Source organism: Pantoea sp. PA1, assembly GCF_056856975.1.
The window spans coordinates 207,715-231,543 of the sequence record NZ_JBXGEE010000001.1 but is presented as its reverse complement, the minus strand read 5'-3'; the positions used below and the strand labels follow the sequence as shown (position 1 = coordinate 231,543).

Sequence of the window (23,829 nt, the reverse complement as noted above, 5' to 3'; positions counted from 1 at the left end):
TCTCCCGGCGAACTCAAGGCCAATGCGCATCACGCCAGCTGCACCGGTCCGCGCAATGCCGCCAGCAGAACCGGGAGCGGGCACCGTATCGCAGGCTCCCTGTCTGCCAGCGTCACCTCAACCGGCAGTTCGCTCTATTGTTAACTGATTGTTTACTCCTGCAAAAAGAGGGGCTGACGGGTTTTAGCCGCTCTGAGAGGCCATTTACCGGCTATTTGCGTCAGACTCCCGGCATTTACTCATGATAATTTTTATTTATCCTGCTCTGTCTGAACCGCAAATTCAGCCAGTATTGCTGATAATGAACAGAAATGGCCTTCCGATTGTGTAATTGGCTTTTTTTCCGGTTTTTTTACGCTATTCCCGCAAATTGCTCAGCGGAAGGTGTGATTTTACATTAAACTCGTTTGTTACAAGCGGATACATTTGCATACAAGGAGACAGGCATGCATCACACCACCCCGTTGATCACTACCATTGTCGGAGCGCTGGTTCTGGCATTTCTCCTTGGGATGCTGGCGAATCGCCTGCGTATCTCCCCGCTGGTCGGTTACCTGATGGCCGGCGTGCTGGCCGGCCCCTTTACCCCCGGTTTCGTTGCCGATACCAATCTGGCCCCTGAACTGGCCGAACTCGGCGTTATCCTGCTGATGTTCGGTGTCGGCCTGCACTTCTCAATGAAAGATCTCATGTCGGTAAAGTCGATCGCCATTCCCGGTGCCATCGCGCAGATCGCCGTCGCGACCTTACTGGGAATGGGATTGTCCTGGACGCTGGGCTGGTCATGGATGACCGGCCTGGTCTTTGGCCTCTGCCTCTCTACCGCCAGTACCGTGGTGTTGCTGCGCGCGTTAGAGGAGCGACAGCTGATCGATAGCCAGCGCGGGCAGATTGCGATTGGCTGGCTGATTGTTGAAGATCTGGTAATGGTGCTGACGCTGGTTCTGCTGCCTGCGATTGCCGGCATGATGGAACAGGGCAACGCCAGCGCCGGCCTGCTGGCCTGGGATCTGCTGTGGACCATCGGCAAAGTGGCGGCCTTTATGGTGCTGATGATGGTCGTGGGACGCCGGGCTGTGCCCTGGATCCTCGCCCGCAGTGCGGCGACCGGTTCACGTGAACTCTTTACCCTGGCCGTGTTAGCCCTGGCGCTGGGTATCGCGTTTGGCGCGGTTGAATTTTTCGATGTCTCGTTTGCGCTGGGTGCGTTCTTCGCCGGTATGGTGCTCAACGAGTCCGAACTGAGCCACCGCGCGGCACGCGATACCCTGCCGCTGCGCGATGCCTTTGCGGTGCTGTTCTTCGTCTCGGTGGGGATGCTGTTTGACCCTTCCATTCTGGTAACGCAGCCGCTGGCCGTGCTGGGTGCGCTGGTGATTATTGTGGTCGGCAAGTCAGTCGCCGCCTGGCTGCTGGTGTCACTGCTCGGCCATTCGCGTCGCACGGCGCTGACCATTTCGGTCAGTCTGGCGCAGATCGGTGAGTTCGCCTTTATCCTGGCGGGTCTGGGTATCTCACTCGGCCTGCTCAGCGATGAGGGGCGCAACCTGGTGCTGGCCGCCGCTATTCTGTCGATTATGCTCAACCCGATTCTGTTTACCCTTCTGGAGCGTTTTCTGGCGAAAACCGAAACCATGGAAGAGCAGACGCTGGAAGAGGCCATCGAAGAAGAGAAGCAGATTCCGGTCGATTTCTGCAATCACGCGGTGATTGTTGGTTATGGCCGGGTGGGCAGCCTGATTGGTCAGAAGCTGCTGGAGGCGAATGTACCACTGGTGGTGGTTGAAAACTCCCGTCCGCGGGTCGAAGCGCTGCGCGAGCAGGGTATCAAAGCGGTGCTGGGCAACGCGGCCCGCGCTGAAACCATGGAACTGGCACGACTGGACTGCGCCCGCTGGCTGTTACTCACGATCCCGAATGGCTATGAGGCGGGTGAAGTGGTCACCGCCGCGCGCGAAAAACACCAGAACATTGAGATTATCGCCCGCGCCCACTACGACGATGAAGTGGAATACATCATGGAACGCGGTGCATCCCGCGTCGTGATGGGTGAGCGTGAGATCGCCAGCAGCATGCTGCAGATCCTGCAGGATGAGATGACGCAGGGCGAGGATTTACAGCCCTGTGATGTAGTGCGCTGATTGCTGTTCATAAAGGCCCTGCTGTTCAGAAGGGCCTTTTTTATATCCTGTCGCGACCCGCTTTACCGATCCCAGTAGGACTCTTCCAGGCTGTCCTCGCGTTCCGGCAGTCCGCGGGTTAAACGCGGCGAATGCTGGTTCAGCACCTGATAGCTGACACGGTTGGCGTACTTACACACCTGCGCCAGCGACGAGTAGGTCAGATAAGGACGCGCATGTTTACTGGAGTTGGGCACGTTCAGACTGTGATAGGTGTTGGCGGTAATATCATGCAGTAACGCCGCCAGCGCCCCATCCCCCGCGCCATTGGTGTTCATGATCTTCTCCGGGCCGCCCATATAAGGCGCGATATGCGAGAAGACACGCAGCGGCTGCTGGCAATCCTGCTGGCGCATCACCCGGCTGAACTCATACTGATTGAACTCCGCAATCGCGCCAGGCAGCAGCGGATGGTTGGTTTTGCGTTTGAACTCTTCCTCGGTGTACCCCGCCATATAGAGCCCGATTGGGCCAGCGGTACAGAGCACCAGATCCACCCACTCCAGCGCCATATCCGCGGCGAGCAGCGGATCGGACTCCCCGGTCAGTGCCAGCGCTTCCTCTTCATTCATCGCCACGATGCTGACATGGTCACGCAGGAAGTCACGCCAGAACTGAGGGTTGTCGCCAATCACATGTTTGGTGCCCAGCGTCAGCACCACCGGCACATGATGGCGTTTGGCATACTCAATCGCGCGCAGCGTCGCCTGCGGCATCGGCTCACCCTCGGCACAGCGCACCAGATAGGAGGTGAGAACCAGCGCCGAGGCCCCGGCAATTACGTCTTCCGGCACACTATCCGGATGAAGCTGATTCATCTGACCGGGGCTGATAGCAAAGGTGCGCTCGCCATGCTCGCCAATCAGCGTGAAGCAGCGACCGATCGCGCCATCCACTCCCTGAAGGAAGTTGAGATCTACCCGGCTTGAGGTGTTGCAGAGATAGCGATAGGCGTAGCCGCCAATCTGGATGTTGTTACACATCACGCCCAGCAGGACCGAGCGATCATCGGCCAGCACTGAAAAGTTATGCAGCGTGTTACCGATGGTGCCACCGGCAAACTGATGGGTGATGAGCCCGTCACGCATCAGCTCGCTGTACAGCGCTTCCGCGACAGCATTGTCGATGACCAGTGAGTGCCCGGCACTCAGGCCGTATCGTGACAGAAAAGCGTCATCGACTTTTGCTTCGATATCCACCAGCGTCTGGTCGATACCCACCACCCAGCTGCCCGCATCAACGTCGGTCTGAGTCGGCTGTAACAGGGGATCGCGTGCGCTGACGGGAAAGTAGTGTTTAGATTTGCGTTTGCCGGGAAATTTCATCGGGAGTGCCGTCTGGAAAAACAGGCGGAGAATGATATCACACTCTCCGCCTCTGCTTTAACGACGTGCGCTGACCAGTTGCACCATCATGTCGATGTGCGCGTCATCGGCGTTCAGTGCGGGAATGTACTCAAACTTCTCGCCGCCGGCGTGCATGAAGATTTCGCAGTTTTCACCACTGATCTCCTCCAGCGTCTCCAGGCAGTCTGACGAGAAGCCCGGGCTCATCACCTGAACATGTTTAATCCCCTTCGCAGGCAGGCTTTCCATCGTTTTGTCGGTGTAAGGCATCAGCCAGGGCTCACGACCAAAACGCGACTGGAAGGTCATCATGTACTGATCCTCACGCAGGCCGAGCGCTTTCACCAGGGCCGCTGTGGTATCCGCGCAGCGCTGCGGATAGTCATCACCTTCGTTGGCAAAGCGCTGCGGAATGCCGTGGAAGGATAACACCAGCAGATCGGGCTGGCCGTGCCGCGCAAAGGATTGCTCGACAGAGGCTTTCAGCGCGGCGATATAGGCCGGATGCTCGGCGTAGTCGCGGATAAACTGCACCTCAGGCAATGAGCGATACGCTCTGAAGACGCTGGTCAGGCCATCCCACACCGCCGCCACGGTGGAGCAGGAGAACTGCGGATAGAGCGGCAGCACAATCAGGCGGGTCACGCCCTGCGCCATCAGCTTATCCACGGCGCTTTTCAGGCTGGGATTGCCGTAGCTCATACCCAGTTCAACCGGCATATCGACGCGGGCCGCCAGGGCGTCGCGCTGACGCTGGCTATAGACCAGCAACGGCGATCCCCCTTCCATCCAGACCGAAGCGTAGAGCTTCGATACGCGCGGTGAGCGAAACGGCAGAATGACGGCATTGAGAACCGGCCACCAGAGCCAGCGCGGCGCATCGACCACGCGAGGATCGCTTAAAAACTGTTTCAGATAACGTTTAACAGCAGGTGTGGTAGGGGCGTCTGGCGTACCTAAATTAACCAGTAACACGCCGGGCTTATCTTGCCTCATTGGAGTTCCTTGATAACAACGGGGATGCGTGAAAACAGGGAAATTGTAGCGGAATTAGTGGGAGGTAAAAGCAATTACTGCAAAAGGGGCCGGTAATCCCGGCCCCGGTGAGCTTAGCCCAGAATCTTAGCCAGCTCAGCACTCACTTCGGACACCTTACGGGTGCCGTCGATTTTGTGATAGGCGGTGTTGCCCGCTTCCGCTTCTTTGCTGTAGTAAGCAATCAGCGGCGCAGTCATCTCATGGTATTCCACCAGACGCTTACGCACGGTCTCTTCCTGATCGTCTTTGCGCGTGGTGAGCTCTTCACCGGTCACATCATCTTTGCCTTCCACTTTCGGTGGATTGAAGGTGACGTGATAGACGCGGCCTGACGGCGCATGCACGCGACGACCCACGATACGTTCGACGATCAGTTCGTCCGGTACAGCGAACTCCAGCACGTGATCAACAGTGATCCCGGCTTCTTTCATTGCATCCGCCTGAGGAATGGTGCGCGGGAAACCGTCCAGCAGGAAACCGTTTTTGCAATCTTCCTGGGTGATACGCTCTTTAACCAGCGCAATCACCAGCTCATCGGTCACCAGTTTGCCAGCATCCATGATGGCTTTCGCCTGGTTGCCCAACTCGCTGCCTGCTTTCACTGCTGCACGCAACATGTCGCCAGTGGAGATTTGCGGAATGCCGTACTTCTCCATGATGAATTGGGCCTGAGTCCCCTTACCTGCGCCCGGAGCTCCGAGCAGAATAATACGCATTGCGTAAATCCCCTTGCGAATCGCATTGATCTATCTTGAAGGCGAAGAACATACCATTATGACCCGCTCATCACAAGGAAGGGCACGGATCGCTCAGGGCTACTTTACTGGCTTTATGGCGTGAAACCAGACCCGGCTGGTCTGCCTGACGCTTTTTCAGATTTCATGCCGGTGCCGAGCAAATACTGCAGCCGGCGGCTCAGATAATGGGTCATATTCACGCTTTTTTTACCGCTGCCGCGCACGTTGGCATTCAGCTGCAGCCGCGCCTGCTGCGGCCACTTCACCACATCATCGGCGTCCGACAGCCTGGCGAACAGCGGTGCCGGGAGCGTAAAGCTGGCAAAGGGCAGACCGGGCTGATGGCTGGAGTTGAGCGACAGCGGCCCTGAAAGTGAAAGCGCATCGACGGTGGCGGCATTGTAAGGCCGCCACTGCGGATCGTTGAGGCGCTGCAGCGCCTCGTCGATGGCGGGCAGCGTCAGCCCCTGTTCAAACAGACGCAGTTCACTGCGTACCAGGGTGCTGAAGTCGTGCGTTCTTAGCGCCACCAGCACCAGATCGCTGCAGATCTCCGCATGCCGATCCAGTCGGGTCACAAACAGACGGGCTTCGTCGATCAGTTTGTGATGCAGCACGCTGGCGAAGCTCTCGCTCGCTTCCGTCACGCCGTGGCGCTGGCACTCCCGCAACGGGCGCACCCGACCATCCGGTAAGTCGACGTGCGGCACCAGCGTGATGTTACCGGCTATCAGGGGGATCGCGGGCAGAACGCTGAGTTCGGTAACCGGATAGTGTGAGGCGTAGCGGGTCTGATTGCGCGTCTGCTCCTGGCGCAGAAACAGTTGAGAGAGCAGCACCTGAGCCACATGCAGTGAGGGGGTAAAGAAGAGGTCAAACTGCTCAAGTTTATAATAACGTGACAGCGCCAGGCGCAACCGATGACGCGCCTCTTCAGACGTTTCAGAGGATAAAGGGCCGTTTGCCATGGCAGTCTCGCTTGAATAATAGTGTGGCGTGAACGCAGGTGAAGCCAGGCGGAATAGCTGTGGAAAGTCACAGATATAAGGATGAGTCAACCCGCCAGAATTTGTCCTGTAGAGTAGGCCAATGCGGCTGGACTTTAAAATGATATAAATTGACAATCCCTGTTAGATTTTTGCACAGGGGATAAGGATGAACGGACTGCCGCCACTGAGAGCGCTGCACTATTTCCACCAGGCAGCCTTGCACAGCAGCTTCAGCGTGGCGGCTGAACATCTGCACGTCACGCACAGTGCCATCAGCCATCAGATTCGCCAGCTGGAGAGCTGGATGGGTAAACCGCTGTTTGTCCGCACTAATGGCCGCGTAAAGCTGACGGCACATGGCGACCGGCTGCTGCTGAGCTGTCAGCAGGCATTCAGTGAATTACGCAGCAGCTGTGAAAATATCCGCACCGGCCTGCTTCAGCAGATTCGCATCTCCTGTGCCCCCAGTTTTTTATCGCAATGGCTGATCCCCCGCATCTCCAGCTTCTATCAGCGCTATCCGGAGATTGAGGTTCACTTTCAGCCGCTGGCTCAGGTTCCTCAACTGCGTAGCGAGCATGTGGATGTGCTGATCCTCAGCCATAGCGAGTCACCTGAACCCGATATTGACGCGATGCTGGTGAGCGAGGATGAGATCGGACCGCTCTGCGCTCCGCATTTCGCTTCACAGCTGCGGGTGGGCGAAGATTTATCGGCAATGCCGTTGCTGCATGCGGATACCCGTCTCCACGCCTGGTCAGAGTGGGCCTCAAAGGCAGGGGTCAGCGGCCGCTTCAGCAGCGGTAAGCACTTTGAGACGCTGACGCTGGCTATTCAGGCGGCACGCAGTGGTCTGGGCGTGCTGATGGCGCCGCGTCTGCTGGTTCGGCGGGAGCTGGAGGAGGGATCGCTGATCGCCCCACTCGGCTTTGTCCCGACCGATCGGGCAACATGGATGATGACGAAGCAGAGTCGCCGTGACGACAGCGAGATCACCCTGTTTCGGGACTGGCTGCGGGATGCCGCACAGCCATAAAAAAAGCCGGTGATGATCACCGGCTTGATGTTGTTGACTCTGCTCTGCCCTGCCCTGCTCTACTCTGCTCGGCTCTGCTCTGCTGTCAGATCGAGTTAGCACAGGGAACACGGTCAGATCGGAAAGACGCAAAAGCCGTCATCCCTGACACGCTCGACCCGCGCCATCCCTGGCGCGGGACGCTTTCCTCTTCTGACCGTGTCCCCTGCGCAGCGGGTGCAGGCGTTGCGGTCAGAATCATCCTGCTTTGGCTTTATCAGCCGACTGAGACCGGTGAAAATACCGGTCTGAGGGTTTAAGCCGTCAGCAGCTGATTCATGCGACGGATAAACTGGTTTGGATCGTCAAGGGTGCCGCGCTCAGCCAGCAGTGCCTGATCCAGCAGCAGCTCAACCCACTCACCGAAGCGTGCTTCATCCTGAGTATCGGCAACACGTTTCACCAGCGGGTGATCCGGGTTGATTTCGAACAGGTACTTCACTTCCGGTACCTCTTGTCCGGCCGCGGCAAACAGCTTCGCCATCTGCGTGGTCATCTCGTTGGCGTCGGTCGTGACAATGGCGGGTGTGTCGGTCAGACGGTGAGTCAGACGTACTTCTTTCACGCGCTCACCCAGCAGATTTTTCACCCGCTCAACAAATGGCTCCAGCGCTTTTTCCGCCTCTTTCTGCTCTTCGGTCTCTTCATCGGCCAGCTTGCTCAGCGACTCGTCCGCTTTGCTCACTGACTGGAAGGTTTTCCCGTCAAACTCGGTGAGGTAGCTCATCATCCATTCGTCGATGCGATCGGAGAGCAGCAGCACCTCAATGCCTTTTTTGCGGAACAGCTCCAGATGCGGGCTGCTCTTGGCAGCGGCATAGCTGTCAGCAGTGATGTAGTAAATCTTCTCCTGACCTTCCACCATGCGGCTGACGTAATCTTCCAGCGAAACGGTCTGTGCCGCGCCGTCGCTCTGGGTGGTCGCGAAACGCAGCAGCTTCGCGATCGCTTCCTGATTCGCGTGATCTTCTGCCGGGCCCTCTTTCAGCACCAGACCGAACTCTTTCCAGAAGGTCTGATACTTCTCACTGTCATCTTTCGCCAGTTTTTCCAGCATCTGCAGGGTACGTTTGGTCAGCGCACCGCGCAGGCTCTGCGTGACGCGGCTGTCCTGCAGGATCTCACGGGAGACGTTCAGCGGCAGATCGCTGGAGTCAATCAGGCCACGTACAAAGCGCAGGTAGTTCGGCATAAACTGCTCAGCGTCATCCATGATAAAGACGCGCTGTACATAGAGTTTCAGGCCATGCTTCTGATCGCGGTTCCACATATCGAACGGCGCACGCGCCGGAATGTAGAGCAGGCTGGTATATTCCTGCTTACCTTCCACCCGGTTGTGGCTCCACGCGACCGGATCGCTGAAGTCGTGGGCGATGTGCTTGTAGAACTCGTTGTACTCTTCATCGCTGATGTCAGATTTGTTGCGGGTCCACAGCGCCTGGGCTTTGTTGATCTTCTCCCAGTGCGTCGTGTCGCTCTCTTCATCTTTGCTTTCGATCTCAACCGGCAGCGCGATGTGATCGGAGTACTTGCTGATGATGTTGCGAACGCGCCAGACATCCAGGAACTCATCTTCACCTTCGCGCAGATGCAGGGTGATCGCGGTCCCGCGGTCGGCTTTCTCAATCTCCGCCAGGGTATATTCACCCTCTCCTGCTGACTCCCAGAAAACCCCTTCATCGGCTGAGGCGCCCGCGGCACGGGTGCGCACGGTCACTTTATCCGCCACAATAAAAGCGGAGTAGAAGCCCACACCAAACTGACCGATCAGTTGGCTGTCTTTCGCCTGGTCAGAACCCAGGGATTCAAGGAAAGATTTGGTGCCTGATTTGGCGATAGTCCCGAGGTTCTCAATCACCTCATCACGACGCATACCGATACCGTTGTCGCTCAGCGTCAGGGTACGGTTGTCCTTATCAACAGAGAGACGAACGTGCAGCTCGCCATCACCTTCATACAGGCTGGAATCTGACAGGGCGCGGAAGCGCAGTTTGTCGGCCGCATCCGAGGCGTTGGAGATCAGCTCACGCAGGAAAATCTCTTTGTTTGAATAGAGAGAATGGATCATCAGGTGCAGAAGTTGTTTTACTTCCGACTGAAAGCCACGGGTCTCTTGTCCTTTCATGGTCATTGCTACCTCAACAAAACAGGTTGAACAAACGTTGAGGTTGATGTGGGGATGACGGGGGGATTTTCAAGCCGGTGTCTGTCACAACACCGGCAAGTGATTAAAATTTAAACTTCTGGCGACCCGCCAGTGAATGGGAGAGCGTGGTGCCATCGACCATCTCCAGCTCACCGCCCACCGGCACGCCGTGCGCGATTCGGCTGGCGCTGACGCCATACTGGCCACAGAGCTCCGCGATATAGTTCGCGGTCGCCTCACCTTCCACCGTCGGGTTAGTGGCGAGGATCACTTCCTGCAGGGTTTCACTCTCCAGACGATGCTCCAGACGATCCAGACCGATGTCGGCCGGACCAATCCCGTCGAGCGGCGAGAGATGACCCATCAGGACAAAGTAGCGACCGCCAAACTGGCCGGTCTGCTCAATGGCGTGGATATCCGCCGGGCTTTCCACCACGCAAATCTGACCGTTCTGCTGACGCCGTGGGTTGGCGCAGATCGTGCAGATTTCCTGCTCGGTGAAGGTGCGGCAATCGGCACAGTGACCAATCTCCGACATCGCCCGGGTCAGCGCCTGTGCCAGCCGCATGCCCCCGCTGCGATCGCGCTGCAGCAGCTGAAACGCCATGCGCTGAGCCGACTTCGGCCCCACGCCGGGCAGACAGCGCAGCGACTCCATCAATGATTCAAGCAGTGGGCTGGTTTGCATCAGAATGGCATCTTAAAGCCTGGCGGCAGCTGCATGCCTGAAGAGACAGAAGCCATCTTCTCTTTCTGGGTTTCGTCAATGCGACGTGCGGCATCGTTGAACGCTGCGGCAACCAGATCTTCCAGCATGTCTTTATCATCTTCCAGCAGGCTGGGATCGATTTCCACGCGACGGCAGTTGTGCGCGCCGTTAATGGTGACTTTTACCAGGCCAGCACCGGACTCACCGGTCACTTCAAGCGCGGCGATCTCTTCCTGAACTTTGGCCATTTTGTCCTGCATCTGCTGGGCCTGTTTCATCAGGTTGCCCAATCCGCCTTTACCACCAAACATAGTTTTCTCTCTCAGCTAAGGCTACAACGCTATCGTGACGATAGCAGCAGCGTGTTCAAACAGGTCGGATACTCTCCTCATCCAGATCGGCATCGAAAAATCGCTGTAGCGTCTGGATGTGGGTATCACAGGTGATCGACTGACGCGCCTGCGCCAGTTTCTCTTCGTAAATGGCCTGACGCCACTCCAGTGGCGTCAACACCGATGAATTATCGTCTTCAACTACCGAGAGTTCAACTCTCTGCCCGGCGTGCTGACTCAGCGCCTCGCTTAACACCTGCTGCGCCGACGCTGAATTAAGATGCCGCTGGCTGCTGCGCAGATGCAGGCAGACGCCGCTTTCGGTCACCTCTTTCCACGCGTTTAAGGCCAGCTGCTGAACCAGCTTCGGCAGCGGCAGGAGAGCGATTTCTGCGGCCCAGGGATCGCGCTGCTGCGCCTCTTCCGCCAGACGCGCCGCAAGCTCAGGGGTTTTCTCATGCTCCAGCGCAGAACGCAAGGCCTTTGGCGTCGCCACCGGCTCCGCCACTTCCTCCGTCTGATTCACCGCCTTCCAGCGGTACGCTTCCTCTTTTACCGGCGTGGCAGGCTCGCGATCGCGGATCCGCTGCTGGCTGCGCTCGGTAACGGAAGCCAGCCGCTCCAGCGCGGAGTTGGCCGGCCGCGCACCTGGCGCCGCCGGCTCACTCTTTTTTGGTTTGTTCGCTCCCTGACGCAGCAACTGAGTGCGCGCCTGCAGGAGCTGGCTGGTGGAACTCGACAGCGCGCTGTCCGGTGCGGCATCGGGCGGCGGCGAACGCGGTGGCTCCGCGTCGGGTGCCGCCATCTGTGGCTGCGCGGCAACCGGCTGCGGGGTTACGGCTGGCTGCGGCTGTGGCTGTGCCGTCTGCGGCGGTGTCGCAGCAGCCGGTGACGGCGTGGCCGGTTGTCGGGCGGCTGGTGCCGCTGATGTCGATCCCGCAGCCGATCGCTGTGCCGGGGCCACTGGTGACATCTGCTCGGTTAATGCGGGACGCGCAATGGGTTCCGCCACGGCGGCTTTCGGATGAAATGCCAGTGCACGCAGCAGCGTCATCTCCACCCCCATGCGGCGGTCGGGCGCAATCGGCAGATCCTTGCGCCCCATCAGCAGGGTCTGATAGTAGAGCTGCAGATCGGCGGGCGGTACCACCCGGGCCAGTTCCCGCAAACGAAGTGCGCTGCTCTCGTCATCATCGCTGAGTGAGGCGGGCAGCAGTTGCACCATCGCAATCTGATGCAGCAGCCGCAGCATTTCTACCAGCAGCGCCTCCCACTCGACGCCGCGAGACGCCGCCTGACTCAGCAGGTTCATCACCTGCTGACCGTCACCCTCGACCAGCGCCTCCAGCAGCCCCAGCGGCTGCTCATCATCCAGCGTGCCAAGCATGACGCTGACCGTGCTGCTGGTCACCGCCCCCTGCCCCATGGCAATGGCCTGGTCAGTGAGGCTCAGCGCATCGCGCATACTGCCATCGGCAGCCCGTGCCAGGAGTTGCAGCGCACGGGTTTCACTCTCAATCTGTTCCTGCTTCAGGACATGCTCAAGCTGCTGACGGATTTGATCGACATCCAGCGCCTTGAGGTGAAACTGCAGACAGCGCGAGAGGATGGTCACCGGTAGTTTCTGCGGATCGGTCGTGGCCAGTAAAAACTTAACGTGTGAAGGCGGCTCTTCCAGCGTCTTTAACAGCGCATTGAAGCTGTGACGCGACAGCATGTGCACTTCATCGATCAGATAGACTTTGAAGCGGCCACGCGCCGGGGCGTACTGCACGTTGTCGAGCAGATCGCGGGTGTCTTCAACTTTGGTGCGTGATGCGGCGTCAATCTCGATCAGATCGACAAAGCGGCCCTGCTCGATTTCCCGGCAGTTATCACACTGACCACAGGGGGTCGCGGTGATACCGGTTTCGCAGTTAAGGCCTTTGGCCAGCAGACGCGCAATGGTGGTTTTCCCGACGCCGCGGGTGCCGGAGAAGAGATAAGCATGATGGATGCGTCCCAGAGACAATCCATTCGCCAGCGCGGTCAGAACATGTTCCTGACCGACAACATCAGCAAAAGCCTGGGGACGCCATTTTCGCGCAAGTACCTGATAGCTCATGTGGATTCGACGAAGTTGGATGGAAAGATGAGCGCAGACGCTCTGCAACCCCTGTATAAGATTGCAGTAGTCTATCAGCTACGCTTTTGCCTGGCACTCGTTATCTTGACGCCAGGGGCGTGACGGCCTCGCGCGGGAGCAAGGCCGGAAGAGTGGCTTAGTGGCCGGGGAATTTAACCAGGCTGTAGCTCTCAACGCCCAGGGCAGTCAGACGCGATTCACCGGTCAGGTCGAACAGATTAATGATGAACGCCGCGTCTTTCACTTCACCGCCTGCACGACGAATCAGTTTCACTGTCGCTTCGATCGTGCCGCCGGTCGCCAGCAGGTCATCGACCACCAGCACCACGTCGCCTGGCTGAATGGCATCTTTGTGCAGTTCCAGCTGATCGGTGCCGTACTCCAGCTCATAGGCTTCGCTGTAGGTTTCACGAGGCAGCTTGCCCGGCTTGCGCACTGGCACAAAACCGACGCCGAGGCCCAGCGCCACCGGTGCGCCAAACAGGAAACCGCGCGCTTCCGTGCCGACCACTTTGGTGATGCCTTTATTACGGTAACGCTCAACCAGCAGCGCAATCGACGCGGCATAGGCTTTGGGATCTTCCAGCAGGCTGGTGACATCGCGGAACAGGATGCCTGGCTTAGGATAATCGGGGATGCTTTTGATGCTGTTTTTAATGAATTCAAGCTGCTGCGCAGTGTCGGTCATGATGATACGCCTGGTAAAAAATTCTGTTTCGCGCAGCTTCAAAAGCGCTAATACCTGGTAAAAGGCTCAGCGGAAGTTAATTCACAAAGGGAAGCCACGCACGAAGACGCCCAAATCTAAGCAAATGACCGGCTAATTGCAACTTTATCCGGGTGGCGGCGGTGCGTCCGCTGTTTCTGCCACCACCGGAATCCGCCACATAAACAGCAGCAGTGCGGCCAGCATGATCAGCAGCATGACGCGAACCCAGACCTGGTGCACCAGAAACAGGGAGAGGCTAAAGGTCGCCACGATCAGACAGATGGCACGCACTTTGGCACCCGGCGGCATGGCGCGATGCTGCTGCCAGTGGCGCAGATAGCGGCCAAAAGGCGATTTCCACAGCAGCCAGTGATGAAAGCGCGGCGATGAGCGGGCGAAACACCAGGCTGCCAGCAGCATGAATGGCGTGGTAGGTAATAAAGGTAATACAATGCCCAGCGTTCCCAGCACAATGGCCAGCCAGCCGAGGGTTAATAACAGAATGCGTTGCATAAATGCCGCCCAGCTCTTTCTTCATCTGCTTACGTTAGCACAGTTGAGCGTGCCGCGATGAAGGCGATCGCTATTCAGCAGCAGCGATTGCAGCAGCTTATTCTCACCCTGCGTGAGACCCTGGCACGTCACCCTGACGGCGTCTGCCGCCTGCCACGTTTTGACAGCCAGCTGTTCCACACCAAAGGCACCCGGCTGGCGGACTATCTGCAGGAAGTGGAGCTGAATTTCGCCCGGCTGTGCGACAGCAGCCAGGATCTGGTTCGCAGCCGCTGGCTGGCGGAACGCCTGGTCGATCAGATTGCGGCTCTGCAACGTGAGGTGAGTACCCAGCAGTTGCGTCTGCGACGTGAACAGCCGGTGAAGGGACCCGCCCCGACAAAATATCAGGAGTACCGTGAATTTGAGCGGCGTCTGCTGGCGATGATCGATCAGCGTGAGCAGCGTCTGGCCCTGGCGGAAACCCTGATGATTCAGCAGCAGCTGAAGCAGGAGCTGGAAACGTTAGAGGGTCGGCTGGCTCGCTGCCGTCAGGCGATTCGCTCGGTGGAGTGGGCGGCCTCACTGCGCGGCAGCGAATAAAACGCAGCGCGACAAAAGCGCTTCTATACTGGGTGTGATTCTGCGCGGAGAAGAACAATGGGCTTATTCACCTGGCTGTTATGCGGGCTGCTGCTGGGGTTGCTGAAACGTCTGCTGCTGCCGGGACGCCCTGGCGGGCTGGTGGCCACCCTGACACTGTCGATGATCGGCGCCCTGATTGGCGGCTATATTGCGACGTACTTTGAACTGGGTTCACTGGCCACGGTGCACATCGGCGCGCTGGGGATGGCCATTGCAGGTGCGCTGCTGATGTTGCTGGTCGTGGCCCGATTACGTATATAGGAGAAGCGATGTCACTGGAAAATGCTCCTGACGACGTCAAACTGGCCGTCGATCTGATTCAGCTGCTGGAAGAGCATCAACTGCCGGTGGAGACGGTGCTCTCAGCTCTGGCCATGGTGCAGCGCGACTTCGAGAACAAACGCGACCGTCAGCCCGATTAATGGCGGGTTGTCAGCGTCGGGCTGAGGCACAGCATATCGATAAAGGCATTCACCAGCGTCGGCGCGTCGGCGGCTAAATCAAAGCTTTCTGGCGCGAATAGCCAGCTTTCCATCATGCCGTTGACATACCCACGCAGAATAATGGCGGCCTGCCGCGTGCTGAGCGTGCCCGGAAGCTGTTCCGCTTCAATACACTGGCGCAGGACATCTTCGATTTTGTCGTAGCACTCCAGCAACAGGCTCTGCTGCATACTCTTCATCGCCGACATTTCGCCAACAAATTCGCATTTGTGGAAAATGATCTCCATCAAGGCGCGGCGCTGAGGATCCTTTGCTGTCGCTTCAAAGATATAGACCAGCATTGCACGCAACACAGAGAGTGGATCACCAGGGTATTTTGTCTGATACTCAAGTTCCACATCATCCAGACCGGCATCACAACGAAGCCATATTTCATGTAAGAGATCGGCTTTATTTTTGAAGTGCCAGTAGATTGCCCCGCGCGTCACACTGGCAGCGGTTGCAATATCGGCCAGAGACGTGGCTGAGACGCCCTGCTGCGAAAACAGAACAAGGGCGGCATCAAGAATTTGATGCCGCGTTTCAAGTGCTTGCGCTTTGGTTTTTCGTGCCATAGGGGGCTTTTTTTACAAACGGGTAAGTTTACATACATTTGTGAATGTATGTACCATAGCACGACCTGCGACTTGACACAGCAATGGGTTTTTCAGTTTGTGATCCATTGACCAATTGATATCGGACACTAGAGGTTTATTTATGAATAAAATCAGAGGATTATCGCCTCTGGCGGCCGTCCTGATGCTATCAGGCAGCTTTTTGTTAACAGGATGTGACAACAATAAATCCGAACAAGCCGCCCAGCAACCGCCAGAAGTGGGTGTCGTGACCCTGAAAACTGAACCCCTGAAAATTTCGACTGAACTTCCAGGCCGTACCTCAGCCTATCGCGTGGCTGAAGTGCGTCCGCAGGTTTCCGGTATCATTCTCAAGCGTAACTTTATTGAAGGCAGTGATATCAAAGCCGGTCAGTCTCTCTATCAGATCGACCCGGCTACCTATCAGGCTGCTTATGACAGCGCGAAAGGCGATTTAACCCAGGCACAGGCCAACGCCCGTATCGCTCAGCTGACCGTTAAGCGTTACAAGCCACTGCTCGGCACGAAATATATCAGTCAGCAGGATTACGACACGGCGGTTGCCACGGCTGCGCAGAATGACGCAGCGGTCCAGGTGGCAAAAGCTAACGTGGAAACGGCCCGCATTAATCTGGCCTACACCAAAGTCACCTCCCCTATCAGCGGCCGCATCGGCAAATCGTCAGTCACCGAGGGTGCGCTGGTTCAAAGCGCCCAGACCACCGCGCTGGCGACCGTGCAACAGCTTGACCCGATGTATGTCGATGTGACCCAGTCGAGCGAAGATTTCATGCGCTTACGTTCAGAGCTGGAGTCAGGTCAGCTGAAGCAGACCGATGGCAAAGCCAGCGTGACCCTGCTGATGCAGAACGGCAACACTTTTGCGCAGAAGGGAACACTGGAGTTCTCTGACGTCACCGTCGATGAGACCACCGGCTCCATCACCCTGCGTGCCATTGTCCCGAACCCGGACCATACCCTGTTACCGGGCATGTTTGTGCGCGCGCGTCTGGAGGAAGGGACCAATCCGAATGCGTTGCTGGTTCCGCAACAGGCGGTCACCCGCACGCCAACAGGCCAGGCGACGGTCATGGTGGTCGGCGCAGACAACAAAGTTGAATCGCGTCAGGTCACAACCTCACAGGCGATTGGCGACAAATGGTTAGTCACCGACGGCGTTAAAGCGGGTGAACGTGTGATCAGCACAGGTCTGCAGCGAGCCAAGCCGGGCGCACAGGTTACCCCACAAGAAGTCTCAGACGATGCGAAAGCGGCACCCGATTCTAAGCCGCAGTCTGACAAGTCATCGTCATAACAGGAGCCGTTGATTCATGGCTAAGTTCTTTATCGATCGCCCCATCTTTGCGTGGGTGCTCGCCATCATCATCATGCTGGCCGGTGCGCTGTCGATTCTCAAACTCCCGATCGAGCAATATCCCAATGTTGCGCCGCCGGCGATTGAGATTCAGGCCTCTTACCCTGGTGCGGATGCGAAAACGCTGCAGGATACGGTGACCCAGGTCATTGAGCAGAATATGAACGGTATCGATGGACTGATGTATATGTCCTCGAGCAGTGACTCATCCGGTACCCTGACCCTGACCATCTCCTTTGAGTCAGGTACGGATGCAGACATCGCGCAGGTTCAGGTGCAGAACAAACTGCAGCTGGCGATGCCACTGCTGCCGCAGGAAGTTCAGCAACAGGGGATTCAGGTTAAAAAATCCTCCAGCAGCTTCCTGATGGTCGCCGGCTTCATCAGCGACGATGACAATATGACTCAGAATGATATTTCTGATTATATTTCCTCGACCATTAAAGATCCGCTGAGCCGTACCAAAGGTGTCGGTGATACCCAGGTGTTTGGTGCGCAGTATGCGATGCGTATCTGGATGGACCCGCACAAGCTCAATAACTACAACCTGACGCCGGTTGACGTGATCAGCGCGCTGAACACGCAGAACGCCCAGGTTGCCGCCGGTCAGTTAGGCGGGACACCGCCGGTGCCGGGACAGCAGCTTAACGCCTCTATCATTGCGCAGACCCGCCTGACCTCGACCGATGAGTTCGGCAAAATCCTGCTGAAAGTGAATGAGGATGGTTCACAGGTTCGCCTGCGTGACGTGGCAAAAATCGAACTCGGTGCAGAAAACTACGAGATCATTGCCCGTTATAACGGCCGGCCCGCGTCCGGTATCGGTATCAAACTGGCAACCGGCGCAAACGCCCTGGATACCGCGAATGCGGTGAAAGCGGAACTGGCGAAGATGCAGTCTACCTTCCCGGCCGGAATGAAAGTGGTTTATCCGTATGACACCACCCCATTCGTTAAGATCTCTATTTTCGAAGTGGTGAAAACGCTGGCTGAAGCCATCGTGCTGGTGTTCCTGGTCATGTACCTGTTCCTGCAGAACTTCCGCGCGACGCTGATTCCGACTATCGCCGTGCCGGTGGTATTGCTCGGCACCTTCGCCATCATCAGCATTTTTGGCTACTCGATAAACACCCTGACGCTGTTCGGGATGGTGCTGGCTATCGGCCTGCTGGTGGATGACGCCATCGTGGTGGTGGAGAACGTTGAGCGCGTGATGCAGGAAGAGGGCTTGCCGCCAAAAGAGGCGACCAGGCGTTCTATGGAGCAGATTCAGGGGGCGCTGGTCGGTATCGCGCTGGTGCTGGCCGCGGTATTTATCCCGATGGCGTTCTTTGGTGGTTCGACCGGTGTGATTTACCGCCAGTTCTCGATCACCATTGTGTCAGCCATGGCGCTGTCGGTGCTGGTTGCCCTGATTCTGACCCCGGCACTCTGCGCCACCATACTGAAGCCGGTGAAAAAAGACGGTCACGGTAAAACGACCGGCTTCTTCGGCTGGTTTAACCGGATGTTCGACAAAAGTACCAATCACTACGTCGACAGCGTTGGCCACATCATTCGCAGCACCGGCCGTTATATGGTGATCTACCTGGTCATCGTGGTCGGCATGGCGTATCTGTTCATGCGTCTGCCCTCTTCATTCTTACCGGAAGAGGACCAGGGGTTACTGCTGGCTCAGGCGCAGCTGCCTGCGGGCGCTACGCAGGAACGCACCCAGAAAGTGCTGGATCAGGTCACCGACTACTTCCTGACGCAGGAGAAAGACACGGTTAAATCGGTGTTTACCGTTAACGGCTTCGGCTTTGCCGGTCGCGGACAGAACACCGGTATTGCTTTCGTCAGCCTCAAGCCGTGGGATGAGCGAACCGGCAGCGACATGAAGGTACCGGCGATTGCCGGGCGTGCGATGAAGGCGCTGGGTGCCATCAAAGATGCGATGGTCATCCCCTTCAACCTGCCAGCCATTATCGAACTGGGTAACGCCACCGGCTTCGACTTTGAGCTGATTGACCAGGCCAACCTGGGCCATGAGAAACTGACCGAAGCGCGTAATCAGCTGTTCGGCATGATTGCCCAGCATCCTGACACCCTGGTGGGTGTGCGTCCTAACGGTCTGGAAGATACGCCGCAGTACAAGCTGATCATCGATCAGGAGAAAGCACAGGCGCTGGGCGTATCGTTAAGCGATATCAACACCACGCTGGCGGCCTCCTGGGGCGGCTCCTACGTCAATGACTTCATCGACCGTGGTCGCGTGAAGAAAGTTTACGTCATGGGTAAAGCGGACTCCCGTATGCTGCCGGACGATATCGGCAAATGGTACGTGCGCAACAGCAACGGAACGATGGTGCCTTTCTCCGCCTTCTCGACGGCGAAGTGGCAGTATGGTTCACCGCGTCTTGAGCGTTACAACGGTCTGCCTGCGATGGAAATCCTGGGTCAGGCTGCGCCAGGTAAGAGCTCCGGTGCCGCCATGGATCTGATGGAGCAGCTGGCGGAGAAACTGCCTGCGGGTATCGGCTATGACTGGACGGGCATGTCTTACCAGGAACGTCTGTCGGGCAACCAGGCGCCTGCGCTCTATGCCATCTCGCTGATTGTGGTCTTCCTGTGTCTCGCCGCCCTGTATGAGAGCTGGTCGATTCCGTTCGCGGTTATGCTGGTGGTTCCGCTGGGGGTTATCGGTGCGCTGATCTTCACCACCCTGCGTGGCCTGAGTAACGACGTCTACTTTGTGGTGGGGTTACTGACAACCATTGGCCTCTCGGCGAAGAACGCCATCCTTATCGTCGAATTTGCTAAAGATTTGATGGATAAAGAGGGCAAAGGCCTGGTGGAATCGTCGCTGGAAGCCTGTCGTATGCGTCTGCGTCCGATCCTGATGACGTCACTGGCGTTTATTCTCGGGGTACTGCCGCTGGCGATCAGTACCGGTGCCGGTTCCGGTTCGCAGAACGCCGTGGGTACCGGCGTTATCGGCGGCATGGTGACCGCGACCGCGCTGGCTATCTTCTTTGTTCCGGTGTTCTTCGTGGTGGTTCGCCGCCGCTTCAGTAAGCACAAAGAGGAACCGCGCAGCGCTGAGCCGGTTGAGCACAACCAGACTCACTAAGCAGTAACACCTCTGAGGCCGCGCAAGCGGCCTTTTTTTTACCCTTCAGTTTCGCTCTCCTCTCCCCCTCGCCTTTCTGCCATCAGCAGACGTTGCATTCCGTTCCGCGGCGGCGCATAATATTGTTATATTATAACATTACATAGGTGTGCATTATGAAAGCAAATATCCATCCTCACTATCGCCCGGTGGTCTTCCATGACACCTCAGCTGACGTTTACTACAAAATCGGCTCGACCATTAAAACCGACCGCACCGTAGAGTTTGAAGGTGAAACGCTGCCCTACGTCACGCTGGATGTGTCGTCGGCTTCACACGTTTTCTACACCGGTAAACAGAAAGATTTCGCTAAAGAGGGCAGCACCGCGCGCTTTAACCAGCGCTTCGGACGCTTCCTGGGTCGTAAATAGAGGAGAGGGTCATGCAGGTATTAAGCTCGCTGCGTTCCGCAAAAAATCGCCATCGGGATTGCAGGGTGGTCCGTCGCAAGGGGCGTATTTACGTCATCTGCAAAACGAATCCGCGCTTTAAAGCCGTACAGGGAAGAAAGAAGAAACGCTAGTGTGTGTCGTGATGACTGGCCGGGCTTGCCCGGCCTTTTTTATGCTTACTGCATGCTCTTCAGCATGGCGTTCACGTTGTGCTTAAAGGCAGCCTGATAGGTCGGTGCCGGACCAGAAGACGGGGACAACGCCTCCGGATAGAGCTCACCGCCTGGCTCCGCTCCCGTAGCGCTGGCGATCTGTTTAACCAGACGCGGATCGGTCTGGTTCTCAATGAAATAGCGGGTGATGTGCTGCTGTTTCAGCTGAGTGATCAGATCACCGACGTTACTGGCACTCGCTTCCGCTTCGGTAGAGAACCCGACGGGCGCCAGGAACGTCACGCCATAGCGCTGGCCAAAGTAGCCAAAGGCATCATGGCTGGTCAGCACCTTCCGCTTCTCCACAGGAATTTTATCAAATGCCGTCTTTGCCCAGCTATCCAGCGCCTGTAACTGCTGAATGTAATTCTGTCCGCGCTGACGGATCGCCGCAGCATCCTCGGGGTCGGCTTTGACCAGCGCATTCATTACGTTGGTCGCATAGATCACGCCGTTCTGCATGCTGTTCCAGGCGTGCGGATCGGTGATGGTTTTGCCCTCATCTTCCATGCTGCGCGTGGTGACACCCGCAGAGGCGACCACCGGCTGACCGTGATAACCGGAAGCGCTGACCAGGCGGTCCATCCACCCTTCCAGTCCCAGCCCGCTGACAAAGACCAGATCCGCTTTTGCCAGCGCCTGGCTGTCCTGCGGCGTCGGTTCAAACGTATGGGGATCGCCATCCGGCCCTACCAGACTTTTTACCTTCACATGATCGCCTCCCACCTGGCTGACGATGTCTGCCAGCACGGTAAAGCTGGCGACAACGTCTACGGTTTTTGCCATCGCCAGCGGCGTGGCGAACAGCGCAGCGAGCGCCAGACTAACCGGTAATTTTTTCATAGATACCCCTTAAGATTAATGGCGGCGTAAAATTCCGCCGCACGGTCCTGTCAGAATCGAGAGAAAGAAGAGCATGGCGGCGCTCAGCACCACGGCGGGGCCGGCCGGCAGCGAGAAGTGCCAGGAGAGCATCAGGCCCGCCAGCGCAGAGAGGGTTGCCATGAAGATGGCGATGGCCAGCATCGCCGCAAGATGACGGCTCCAGAAACGGGCGCTGGCAGCGGGTAACATCATTAAACCCACCGACATCAGCGTGCCCAGCACCTGAAAGCCCGCGACCAGGTTAAGCACCACCAGCATTAAAAACAGGCCATGCACCAGCGGTGCGCTCCATCTCCCCTGCGCCCGCAGAAAGTCACCGTCAAAGGCATCGATGACCAGCGGGCGATAGATCACCGCCAGCATGATCAGCGTAAAGGCCGCGATGCCACCGACCAGCAACAGCGCCGCGTTGTCGACCGCCAGCAGCGAGCCAAACAGAACGTGCAGCAGATCCACGCTTGAGCCGCGCAGTGAAACCAGCGTGACGCCCAGCGCCAGTGATCCAAGATAGAATCCGGCAAAGCTGGCATCCTCTTTCAATGGCGTGTAGCGACTGACTGCGCCAGAGAGCAGCGCGACCGCCAGCCCGGCAATCAGGCCGCCGATACCCATGGCCACCAGTGAGAGGCCGGAGATCAGATAGCCAATGGCCGCACCCGGCAGCACCGCATGGGATAAGGCGTCACCAATTAGGCTCATGCGACGCAGCGAGAGGAACACGCCGAGTGGCGTGGCACTGACGGCCAGCGCCAGGCAGGCCACCAGCGCTCGCCGCATAAAGCCAAATTCGATAAAAGGCTGAATCAGGGTCACGAGGCTCGACTCCGTGCCAGGACATCGGACCGGAAGGTATCGCTGAGATGATGTTCATCCATCGACAGGACGTTACTGAAGTAACGCGCCACCAGCGGGCGGTCATGCAGCACCACCAGCAGAGTGGTGCCTGCCTGCTGCTGCTGCTCCAGAATCGACATCAGCAGGGTAACCGTCTGGCTGTCTATGCCGTTAAAGGGTTCATCCAGCAGCCAGAGCGCGCTGCGCTGTAGCATCAGCCGGGCAAACAGGACGCGCTGAAGCTGCCCGCCCGAGAGGGTGGCCGGTTGCGCGTCCGCATAATCGCTCATCTGAACCGCCTCCAGCGCCTGCCCGATTTCCCGCCGCAGTGACCGGTTAATGCCGCCAAACCAGCCGCAGCGTGGCCAGCACCCCATGGAAACCAGTTCGAAGACCGTCAGCGGAAAGCGGGTCTCAAGTTCGGTGCGCTGTGGCAGCCAGCCGATATCCCGGCGCGCTACCTGCAGTTCGCAGCGTCCGCTCACCGGCGGCAGTAAGCCCGCAATGGTTTTCAGCAGGGTCGATTTCCCGCTGCCGTTTGCGCCGACCAGTGCAGTCATGGAGCCTGCTGCGAGCTGACCCGTGATCGCCGGGGTGACCCCCTCTCCCTGGTAGCCTGCACGCAGTGCGTTAAATCGGATCATGCGCTGATCCCCCAATATATCGCGACAGCCAGCAGCGCGATGATCAGCAGGGCGACGCTCAGCCGTCCGCCCAGCGACATAAGTAATCCACTCTGACGCATCAGTTCACCAATATGTTATAACATAACAATAAGGATACCGGATGCAGCCTGCGGTTCAAGAGCGGAATGTGTTTCAAAAGGTATCGGGAGTCCGGCCGCCCCGGGAGCGTTAAAGCCACACCGGCCGCACCGCTTTGCTGGCAAAACTCAGAAAATGGCAGTTTTGTGCTTTACTGGCTTGCAAACCTGTTGCGTAAAACCAATGATAGGTTTATTAACGGTTAGGAGTAGACAAGATATGCTGTCACGGATTGAATGTGATATTGCGATGGGTGAAACAGACTGCGCAAAAATAGCTGACGTTGTTCAGCGGAATATTCTCAAAATATCAGATTTGCTGACAGGGGATTTACGCTGGTACGCTCAGAATGCGCAGTTAGTACCAGACAGTTTAAAAATAGTTTCCGTTGAATACCTGGATCTGAATAGTTTTAAATTACTTTACGATTTTCAGTGGAATTTATTTAGTCCCTGTCAGGATCTGAATGAAACGGTGACCCAAACGGAGCGGGTAAACTTTTACATTAAGCCCGGTGCGCTTGAGTTTGATGTGATAGACAACCAGCAACCCTCTCCGGGTGATGAATTGTAATATTTAGTAATTGAGATGAGCAGAACTAATGGTTTTACACTA

24 protein-coding genes and 1 other annotated feature are annotated in these 23,829 nt (G+C 57.3%); of the genes, 10 read left to right on the top strand and 14 right to left on the bottom strand.

The annotated features are described in order from the left end of the window. Positions 1-446 precede the first annotated feature (446 nt). Positions 447-2,141 (top strand): YbaL family putative K(+) efflux transporter, encoded by a 1,695-nt coding sequence (ybaL, locus tag AC1V0D_RS01275; protein WP_009091623.1) that lies wholly within the window; start codon positions 447-449, stop codon positions 2,139-2,141. Between the two features lie 62 nt (positions 2,142-2,203). Here the strand turns inward: ybaL and AC1V0D_RS01270 are convergent, their stop codons facing one another. The 4 genes from AC1V0D_RS01270 to AC1V0D_RS01255 form a co-directional block, all read right to left on the bottom strand. Continuing rightward, the gene (locus AC1V0D_RS01270) at positions 2,204-3,505 is read right to left on the bottom strand and encodes an inosine/guanosine kinase (RefSeq protein WP_009091626.1); all 1,302 of its coding nucleotides are present in this window, start codon (positions 3,503-3,505) and stop codon (positions 2,204-2,206) included. Positions 3,506-3,562: 57 nt separating this feature from the next. Next, positions 3,563-4,522 (bottom strand): ferrochelatase, encoded by a 960-nt coding sequence (hemH, locus tag AC1V0D_RS01265; RefSeq protein WP_482906882.1) that lies wholly within the window; start codon positions 4,520-4,522, stop codon positions 3,563-3,565. 113 nt (positions 4,523-4,635) lie between these two features. Beyond that, entirely contained in the window at positions 4,636-5,280 is a 645-nt protein-coding gene (adk, locus tag AC1V0D_RS01260) for an adenylate kinase (RefSeq protein ID WP_009091630.1), read from the bottom strand. 113 nt (positions 5,281-5,393) lie between these two features. Continuing rightward, positions 5,394-6,269 carry a DUF6024 family protein gene (locus AC1V0D_RS01255; protein WP_482906881.1) on the bottom strand — a complete coding sequence of 292 codons (876 nt, stop codon included), beginning with the start codon at positions 6,267-6,269 and terminating at the stop codon, positions 5,394-5,396. Between the two features lie 187 nt (positions 6,270-6,456). Between AC1V0D_RS01255 and AC1V0D_RS01250 the strand changes: the two genes are divergently transcribed. Further along, entirely contained in the window at positions 6,457-7,326 is an 870-nt protein-coding gene (locus AC1V0D_RS01250) for a LysR substrate-binding domain-containing protein (RefSeq protein WP_009091634.1), read from the top strand. Positions 7,327-7,621: 295 nt separating this feature from the next. On the opposite strand, the gene htpG is transcribed toward AC1V0D_RS01250, so the two are convergent. From htpG to AC1V0D_RS01220, 6 genes are all read right to left on the bottom strand, one after another. Beyond that, positions 7,622-9,496 (bottom strand): molecular chaperone HtpG, encoded by a 1,875-nt coding sequence (gene htpG / locus AC1V0D_RS01245; protein WP_482906880.1) that lies wholly within the window; start codon positions 9,494-9,496, stop codon positions 7,622-7,624. Positions 9,497-9,593: 97 nt separating this feature from the next. After that, entirely contained in the window at positions 9,594-10,199 is a 606-nt protein-coding gene (recR, locus tag AC1V0D_RS01240; RefSeq protein ID WP_482906879.1) for a recombination mediator RecR, read from the bottom strand. After that, complete coding sequence (locus AC1V0D_RS01235) at positions 10,199-10,531, bottom strand: YbaB/EbfC family nucleoid-associated protein (RefSeq protein WP_009091641.1); 333 nt, start codon at positions 10,529-10,531, stop codon at positions 10,199-10,201. Before AC1V0D_RS01235 ends, recR begins: the two co-directional genes overlap by 1 nt. Before the next feature lie 55 nt (positions 10,532-10,586). Beyond that, a complete protein-coding gene (dnaX, locus tag AC1V0D_RS01230; RefSeq protein WP_140923302.1) occupies positions 10,587-12,656 on the bottom strand; it encodes a DNA polymerase III subunit gamma/tau in 2,070 nt (689 codons plus the stop codon). Then, positions 11,184-11,245, bottom strand: a sequence feature (DnaX frameshifting element). It overlaps the preceding gene by 62 nt. 157 nt (positions 12,657-12,813) lie before the next feature. After that, positions 12,814-13,365 carry an adenine phosphoribosyltransferase gene (gene apt, locus AC1V0D_RS01225; protein ID WP_009091646.1) on the bottom strand — a complete coding sequence of 184 codons (552 nt, stop codon included), beginning with the start codon at positions 13,363-13,365 and terminating at the stop codon, positions 12,814-12,816. Between the two features lie 144 nt (positions 13,366-13,509). Continuing rightward, positions 13,510-13,899: a DUF454 family protein gene (locus AC1V0D_RS01220; protein WP_009091649.1), complete on the bottom strand. Its 390-nt coding sequence runs from the start codon at positions 13,897-13,899 to the stop codon at positions 13,510-13,512. A gap of 57 nt (positions 13,900-13,956) precedes the next feature. Between AC1V0D_RS01220 and priC the strand changes: the two genes are divergently transcribed. Genes priC through rsmS form a run of 3 tightly spaced genes read left to right on the top strand, consistent with a single transcriptional unit; the run spans position 13,957 to position 14,945 of the window. Continuing rightward, entirely contained in the window at positions 13,957-14,481 is a 525-nt protein-coding gene (priC, locus tag AC1V0D_RS01215) for a primosomal replication protein PriC (protein WP_482906878.1), read from the top strand. A gap of 57 nt (positions 14,482-14,538) precedes the next feature. Then, positions 14,539-14,784 (top strand): GlsB/YeaQ/YmgE family stress response membrane protein, encoded by a 246-nt coding sequence (locus AC1V0D_RS01210; RefSeq protein WP_046101367.1) that lies wholly within the window; start codon positions 14,539-14,541, stop codon positions 14,782-14,784. A gap of 8 nt (positions 14,785-14,792) precedes the next feature. Next, positions 14,793-14,945, top strand: a complete 153-nt coding sequence (rsmS, locus tag AC1V0D_RS01205; protein WP_009091656.1) for a pleiotropic regulatory protein RsmS — start codon at positions 14,793-14,795, stop codon at positions 14,943-14,945. Here the strand turns inward: rsmS and acrR are convergent. After that, positions 14,942-15,580 carry a multidrug efflux transporter transcriptional repressor AcrR gene (acrR, locus tag AC1V0D_RS01200; RefSeq protein WP_312829404.1) on the bottom strand — a complete coding sequence of 213 codons (639 nt, stop codon included), beginning with the start codon at positions 15,578-15,580 and terminating at the stop codon, positions 14,942-14,944. The two genes, rsmS and acrR, sit on opposite strands and share 4 nt — an antisense overlap. A 142-nt stretch (positions 15,581-15,722) precedes the next feature. Here acrR and AC1V0D_RS01195 point away from each other — a divergent pair, with 142 nt between their 5' ends. The 4 genes from AC1V0D_RS01195 to ykgO all read left to right on the top strand — a co-directional run bounded on the left by AC1V0D_RS01195 (position 15,723) and on the right by ykgO (position 20,650). Further along, positions 15,723-16,916 carry an efflux RND transporter periplasmic adaptor subunit gene (locus AC1V0D_RS01195; protein ID WP_009091659.1) on the top strand — a complete coding sequence of 398 codons (1,194 nt, stop codon included), beginning with the start codon at positions 15,723-15,725 and terminating at the stop codon, positions 16,914-16,916. 16 nt (positions 16,917-16,932) lie between these two features. After that, positions 16,933-20,088 (top strand): multidrug efflux RND transporter permease subunit AcrB, encoded by a 3,156-nt coding sequence (locus tag AC1V0D_RS01190; protein WP_009091661.1) that lies wholly within the window; start codon positions 16,933-16,935, stop codon positions 20,086-20,088. A 155-nt stretch (positions 20,089-20,243) separates the two neighbouring features. Next, positions 20,244-20,498, top strand: a complete 255-nt coding sequence (locus AC1V0D_RS01185; protein ID WP_009091662.1) for a type B 50S ribosomal protein L31 — start codon at positions 20,244-20,246, stop codon at positions 20,496-20,498. A gap of 11 nt (positions 20,499-20,509) precedes the next feature. After that, positions 20,510-20,650: a type B 50S ribosomal protein L36 gene (gene ykgO, locus AC1V0D_RS01180; protein ID WP_009091664.1), complete on the top strand. Its 141-nt coding sequence runs from the start codon at positions 20,510-20,512 to the stop codon at positions 20,648-20,650. A 45-nt stretch (positions 20,651-20,695) separates the two neighbouring features. Here ykgO and AC1V0D_RS01175 read toward each other — a convergent pair whose 3' ends face one another. Genes AC1V0D_RS01175 through AC1V0D_RS01165 form a run of 3 tightly spaced genes read right to left on the bottom strand, consistent with a single transcriptional unit; the run spans position 20,696 to position 23,094 of the window. After that, positions 20,696-21,574 (bottom strand): metal ABC transporter substrate-binding protein, encoded by an 879-nt coding sequence (locus tag AC1V0D_RS01175; protein WP_482906877.1) that lies wholly within the window; start codon positions 21,572-21,574, stop codon positions 20,696-20,698. A gap of 15 nt (positions 21,575-21,589) precedes the next feature. After that, complete coding sequence (locus AC1V0D_RS01170; RefSeq protein ID WP_046101366.1) at positions 21,590-22,429, bottom strand: metal ABC transporter permease; 840 nt, start codon at positions 22,427-22,429, stop codon at positions 21,590-21,592. Next, a complete protein-coding gene (locus tag AC1V0D_RS01165) occupies positions 22,426-23,094 on the bottom strand; it encodes a metal ABC transporter ATP-binding protein (RefSeq protein ID WP_167431160.1) in 669 nt (222 codons plus the stop codon). The genes AC1V0D_RS01170 and AC1V0D_RS01165 overlap by 4 nt, the downstream gene beginning before the upstream one ends. A gap of 339 nt (positions 23,095-23,433) precedes the next feature. Between AC1V0D_RS01165 and AC1V0D_RS01160 the strand changes: the two genes are divergently transcribed. Next, the gene (locus AC1V0D_RS01160) at positions 23,434-23,787 is read left to right on the top strand and encodes a hypothetical protein (RefSeq protein WP_312830039.1); all 354 of its coding nucleotides are present in this window, start codon (positions 23,434-23,436) and stop codon (positions 23,785-23,787) included. Positions 23,788-23,829 lie beyond the last annotated feature (42 nt).

Coding starts and splice junctions, on each gene's coding strand:
- priC (WP_482906878.1), top strand. CDS start 13,957: ATGAAGGCGATCGCTATTCAGCAGCAGCGATTGCAGCAGCTTATTCTC.
- AC1V0D_RS01190 (WP_009091661.1), top strand. CDS start 16,933: ATGGCTAAGTTCTTTATCGATCGCCCCATCTTTGCGTGGGTGCTCGCC.
- adk (WP_009091630.1), bottom strand. CDS start 5,280: ATGCGTATTATTCTGCTCGGAGCTCCGGGCGCAGGTAAGGGGACTCAG.
- AC1V0D_RS01255 (WP_482906881.1), bottom strand. CDS start 6,269: ATGGCAAACGGCCCTTTATCCTCTGAAACGTCTGAAGAGGCGCGTCAT.
- AC1V0D_RS01250 (WP_009091634.1), top strand. CDS start 6,457: ATGAACGGACTGCCGCCACTGAGAGCGCTGCACTATTTCCACCAGGCA.
- dnaX (WP_140923302.1), bottom strand. CDS start 12,656: ATGAGCTATCAGGTACTTGCGCGAAAATGGCGTCCCCAGGCTTTTGCT.
- AC1V0D_RS01160 (WP_312830039.1), top strand. CDS start 23,434: ATGCTGTCACGGATTGAATGTGATATTGCGATGGGTGAAACAGACTGC.
- AC1V0D_RS01235 (WP_009091641.1), bottom strand. CDS start 10,531: ATGTTTGGTGGTAAAGGCGGATTGGGCAACCTGATGAAACAGGCCCAG.
- hemH (WP_482906882.1), bottom strand. CDS start 4,522: ATGAGGCAAGATAAGCCCGGCGTGTTACTGGTTAATTTAGGTACGCCA.
- AC1V0D_RS01165 (WP_167431160.1), bottom strand. CDS start 23,094: ATGATCCGATTTAACGCACTGCGTGCAGGCTACCAGGGAGAGGGGGTC.
- htpG (WP_482906880.1), bottom strand. CDS start 9,496: ATGACCATGAAAGGACAAGAGACCCGTGGCTTTCAGTCGGAAGTAAAA.
- acrR (WP_312829404.1), bottom strand. CDS start 15,580: ATGGCACGAAAAACCAAAGCGCAAGCACTTGAAACGCGGCATCAAATT.
- AC1V0D_RS01195 (WP_009091659.1), top strand. CDS start 15,723: ATGAATAAAATCAGAGGATTATCGCCTCTGGCGGCCGTCCTGATGCTA.
- AC1V0D_RS01185 (WP_009091662.1), top strand. CDS start 20,244: ATGAAAGCAAATATCCATCCTCACTATCGCCCGGTGGTCTTCCATGAC.
- AC1V0D_RS01220 (WP_009091649.1), bottom strand. CDS start 13,899: ATGCAACGCATTCTGTTATTAACCCTCGGCTGGCTGGCCATTGTGCTG.
- AC1V0D_RS01270 (WP_009091626.1), bottom strand. CDS start 3,505: ATGAAATTTCCCGGCAAACGCAAATCTAAACACTACTTTCCCGTCAGC.
- rsmS (WP_009091656.1), top strand. CDS start 14,793: ATGTCACTGGAAAATGCTCCTGACGACGTCAAACTGGCCGTCGATCTG.
- AC1V0D_RS01175 (WP_482906877.1), bottom strand. CDS start 21,574: ATGAAAAAATTACCGGTTAGTCTGGCGCTCGCTGCGCTGTTCGCCACG.
- apt (WP_009091646.1), bottom strand. CDS start 13,365: ATGACCGACACTGCGCAGCAGCTTGAATTCATTAAAAACAGCATCAAA.
- AC1V0D_RS01210 (WP_046101367.1), top strand. CDS start 14,539: ATGGGCTTATTCACCTGGCTGTTATGCGGGCTGCTGCTGGGGTTGCTG.
- recR (WP_482906879.1), bottom strand. CDS start 10,199: ATGCAAACCAGCCCACTGCTTGAATCATTGATGGAGTCGCTGCGCTGT.
- ybaL (WP_009091623.1), top strand. CDS start 447: ATGCATCACACCACCCCGTTGATCACTACCATTGTCGGAGCGCTGGTT.
- ykgO (WP_009091664.1), top strand. CDS start 20,510: ATGCAGGTATTAAGCTCGCTGCGTTCCGCAAAAAATCGCCATCGGGAT.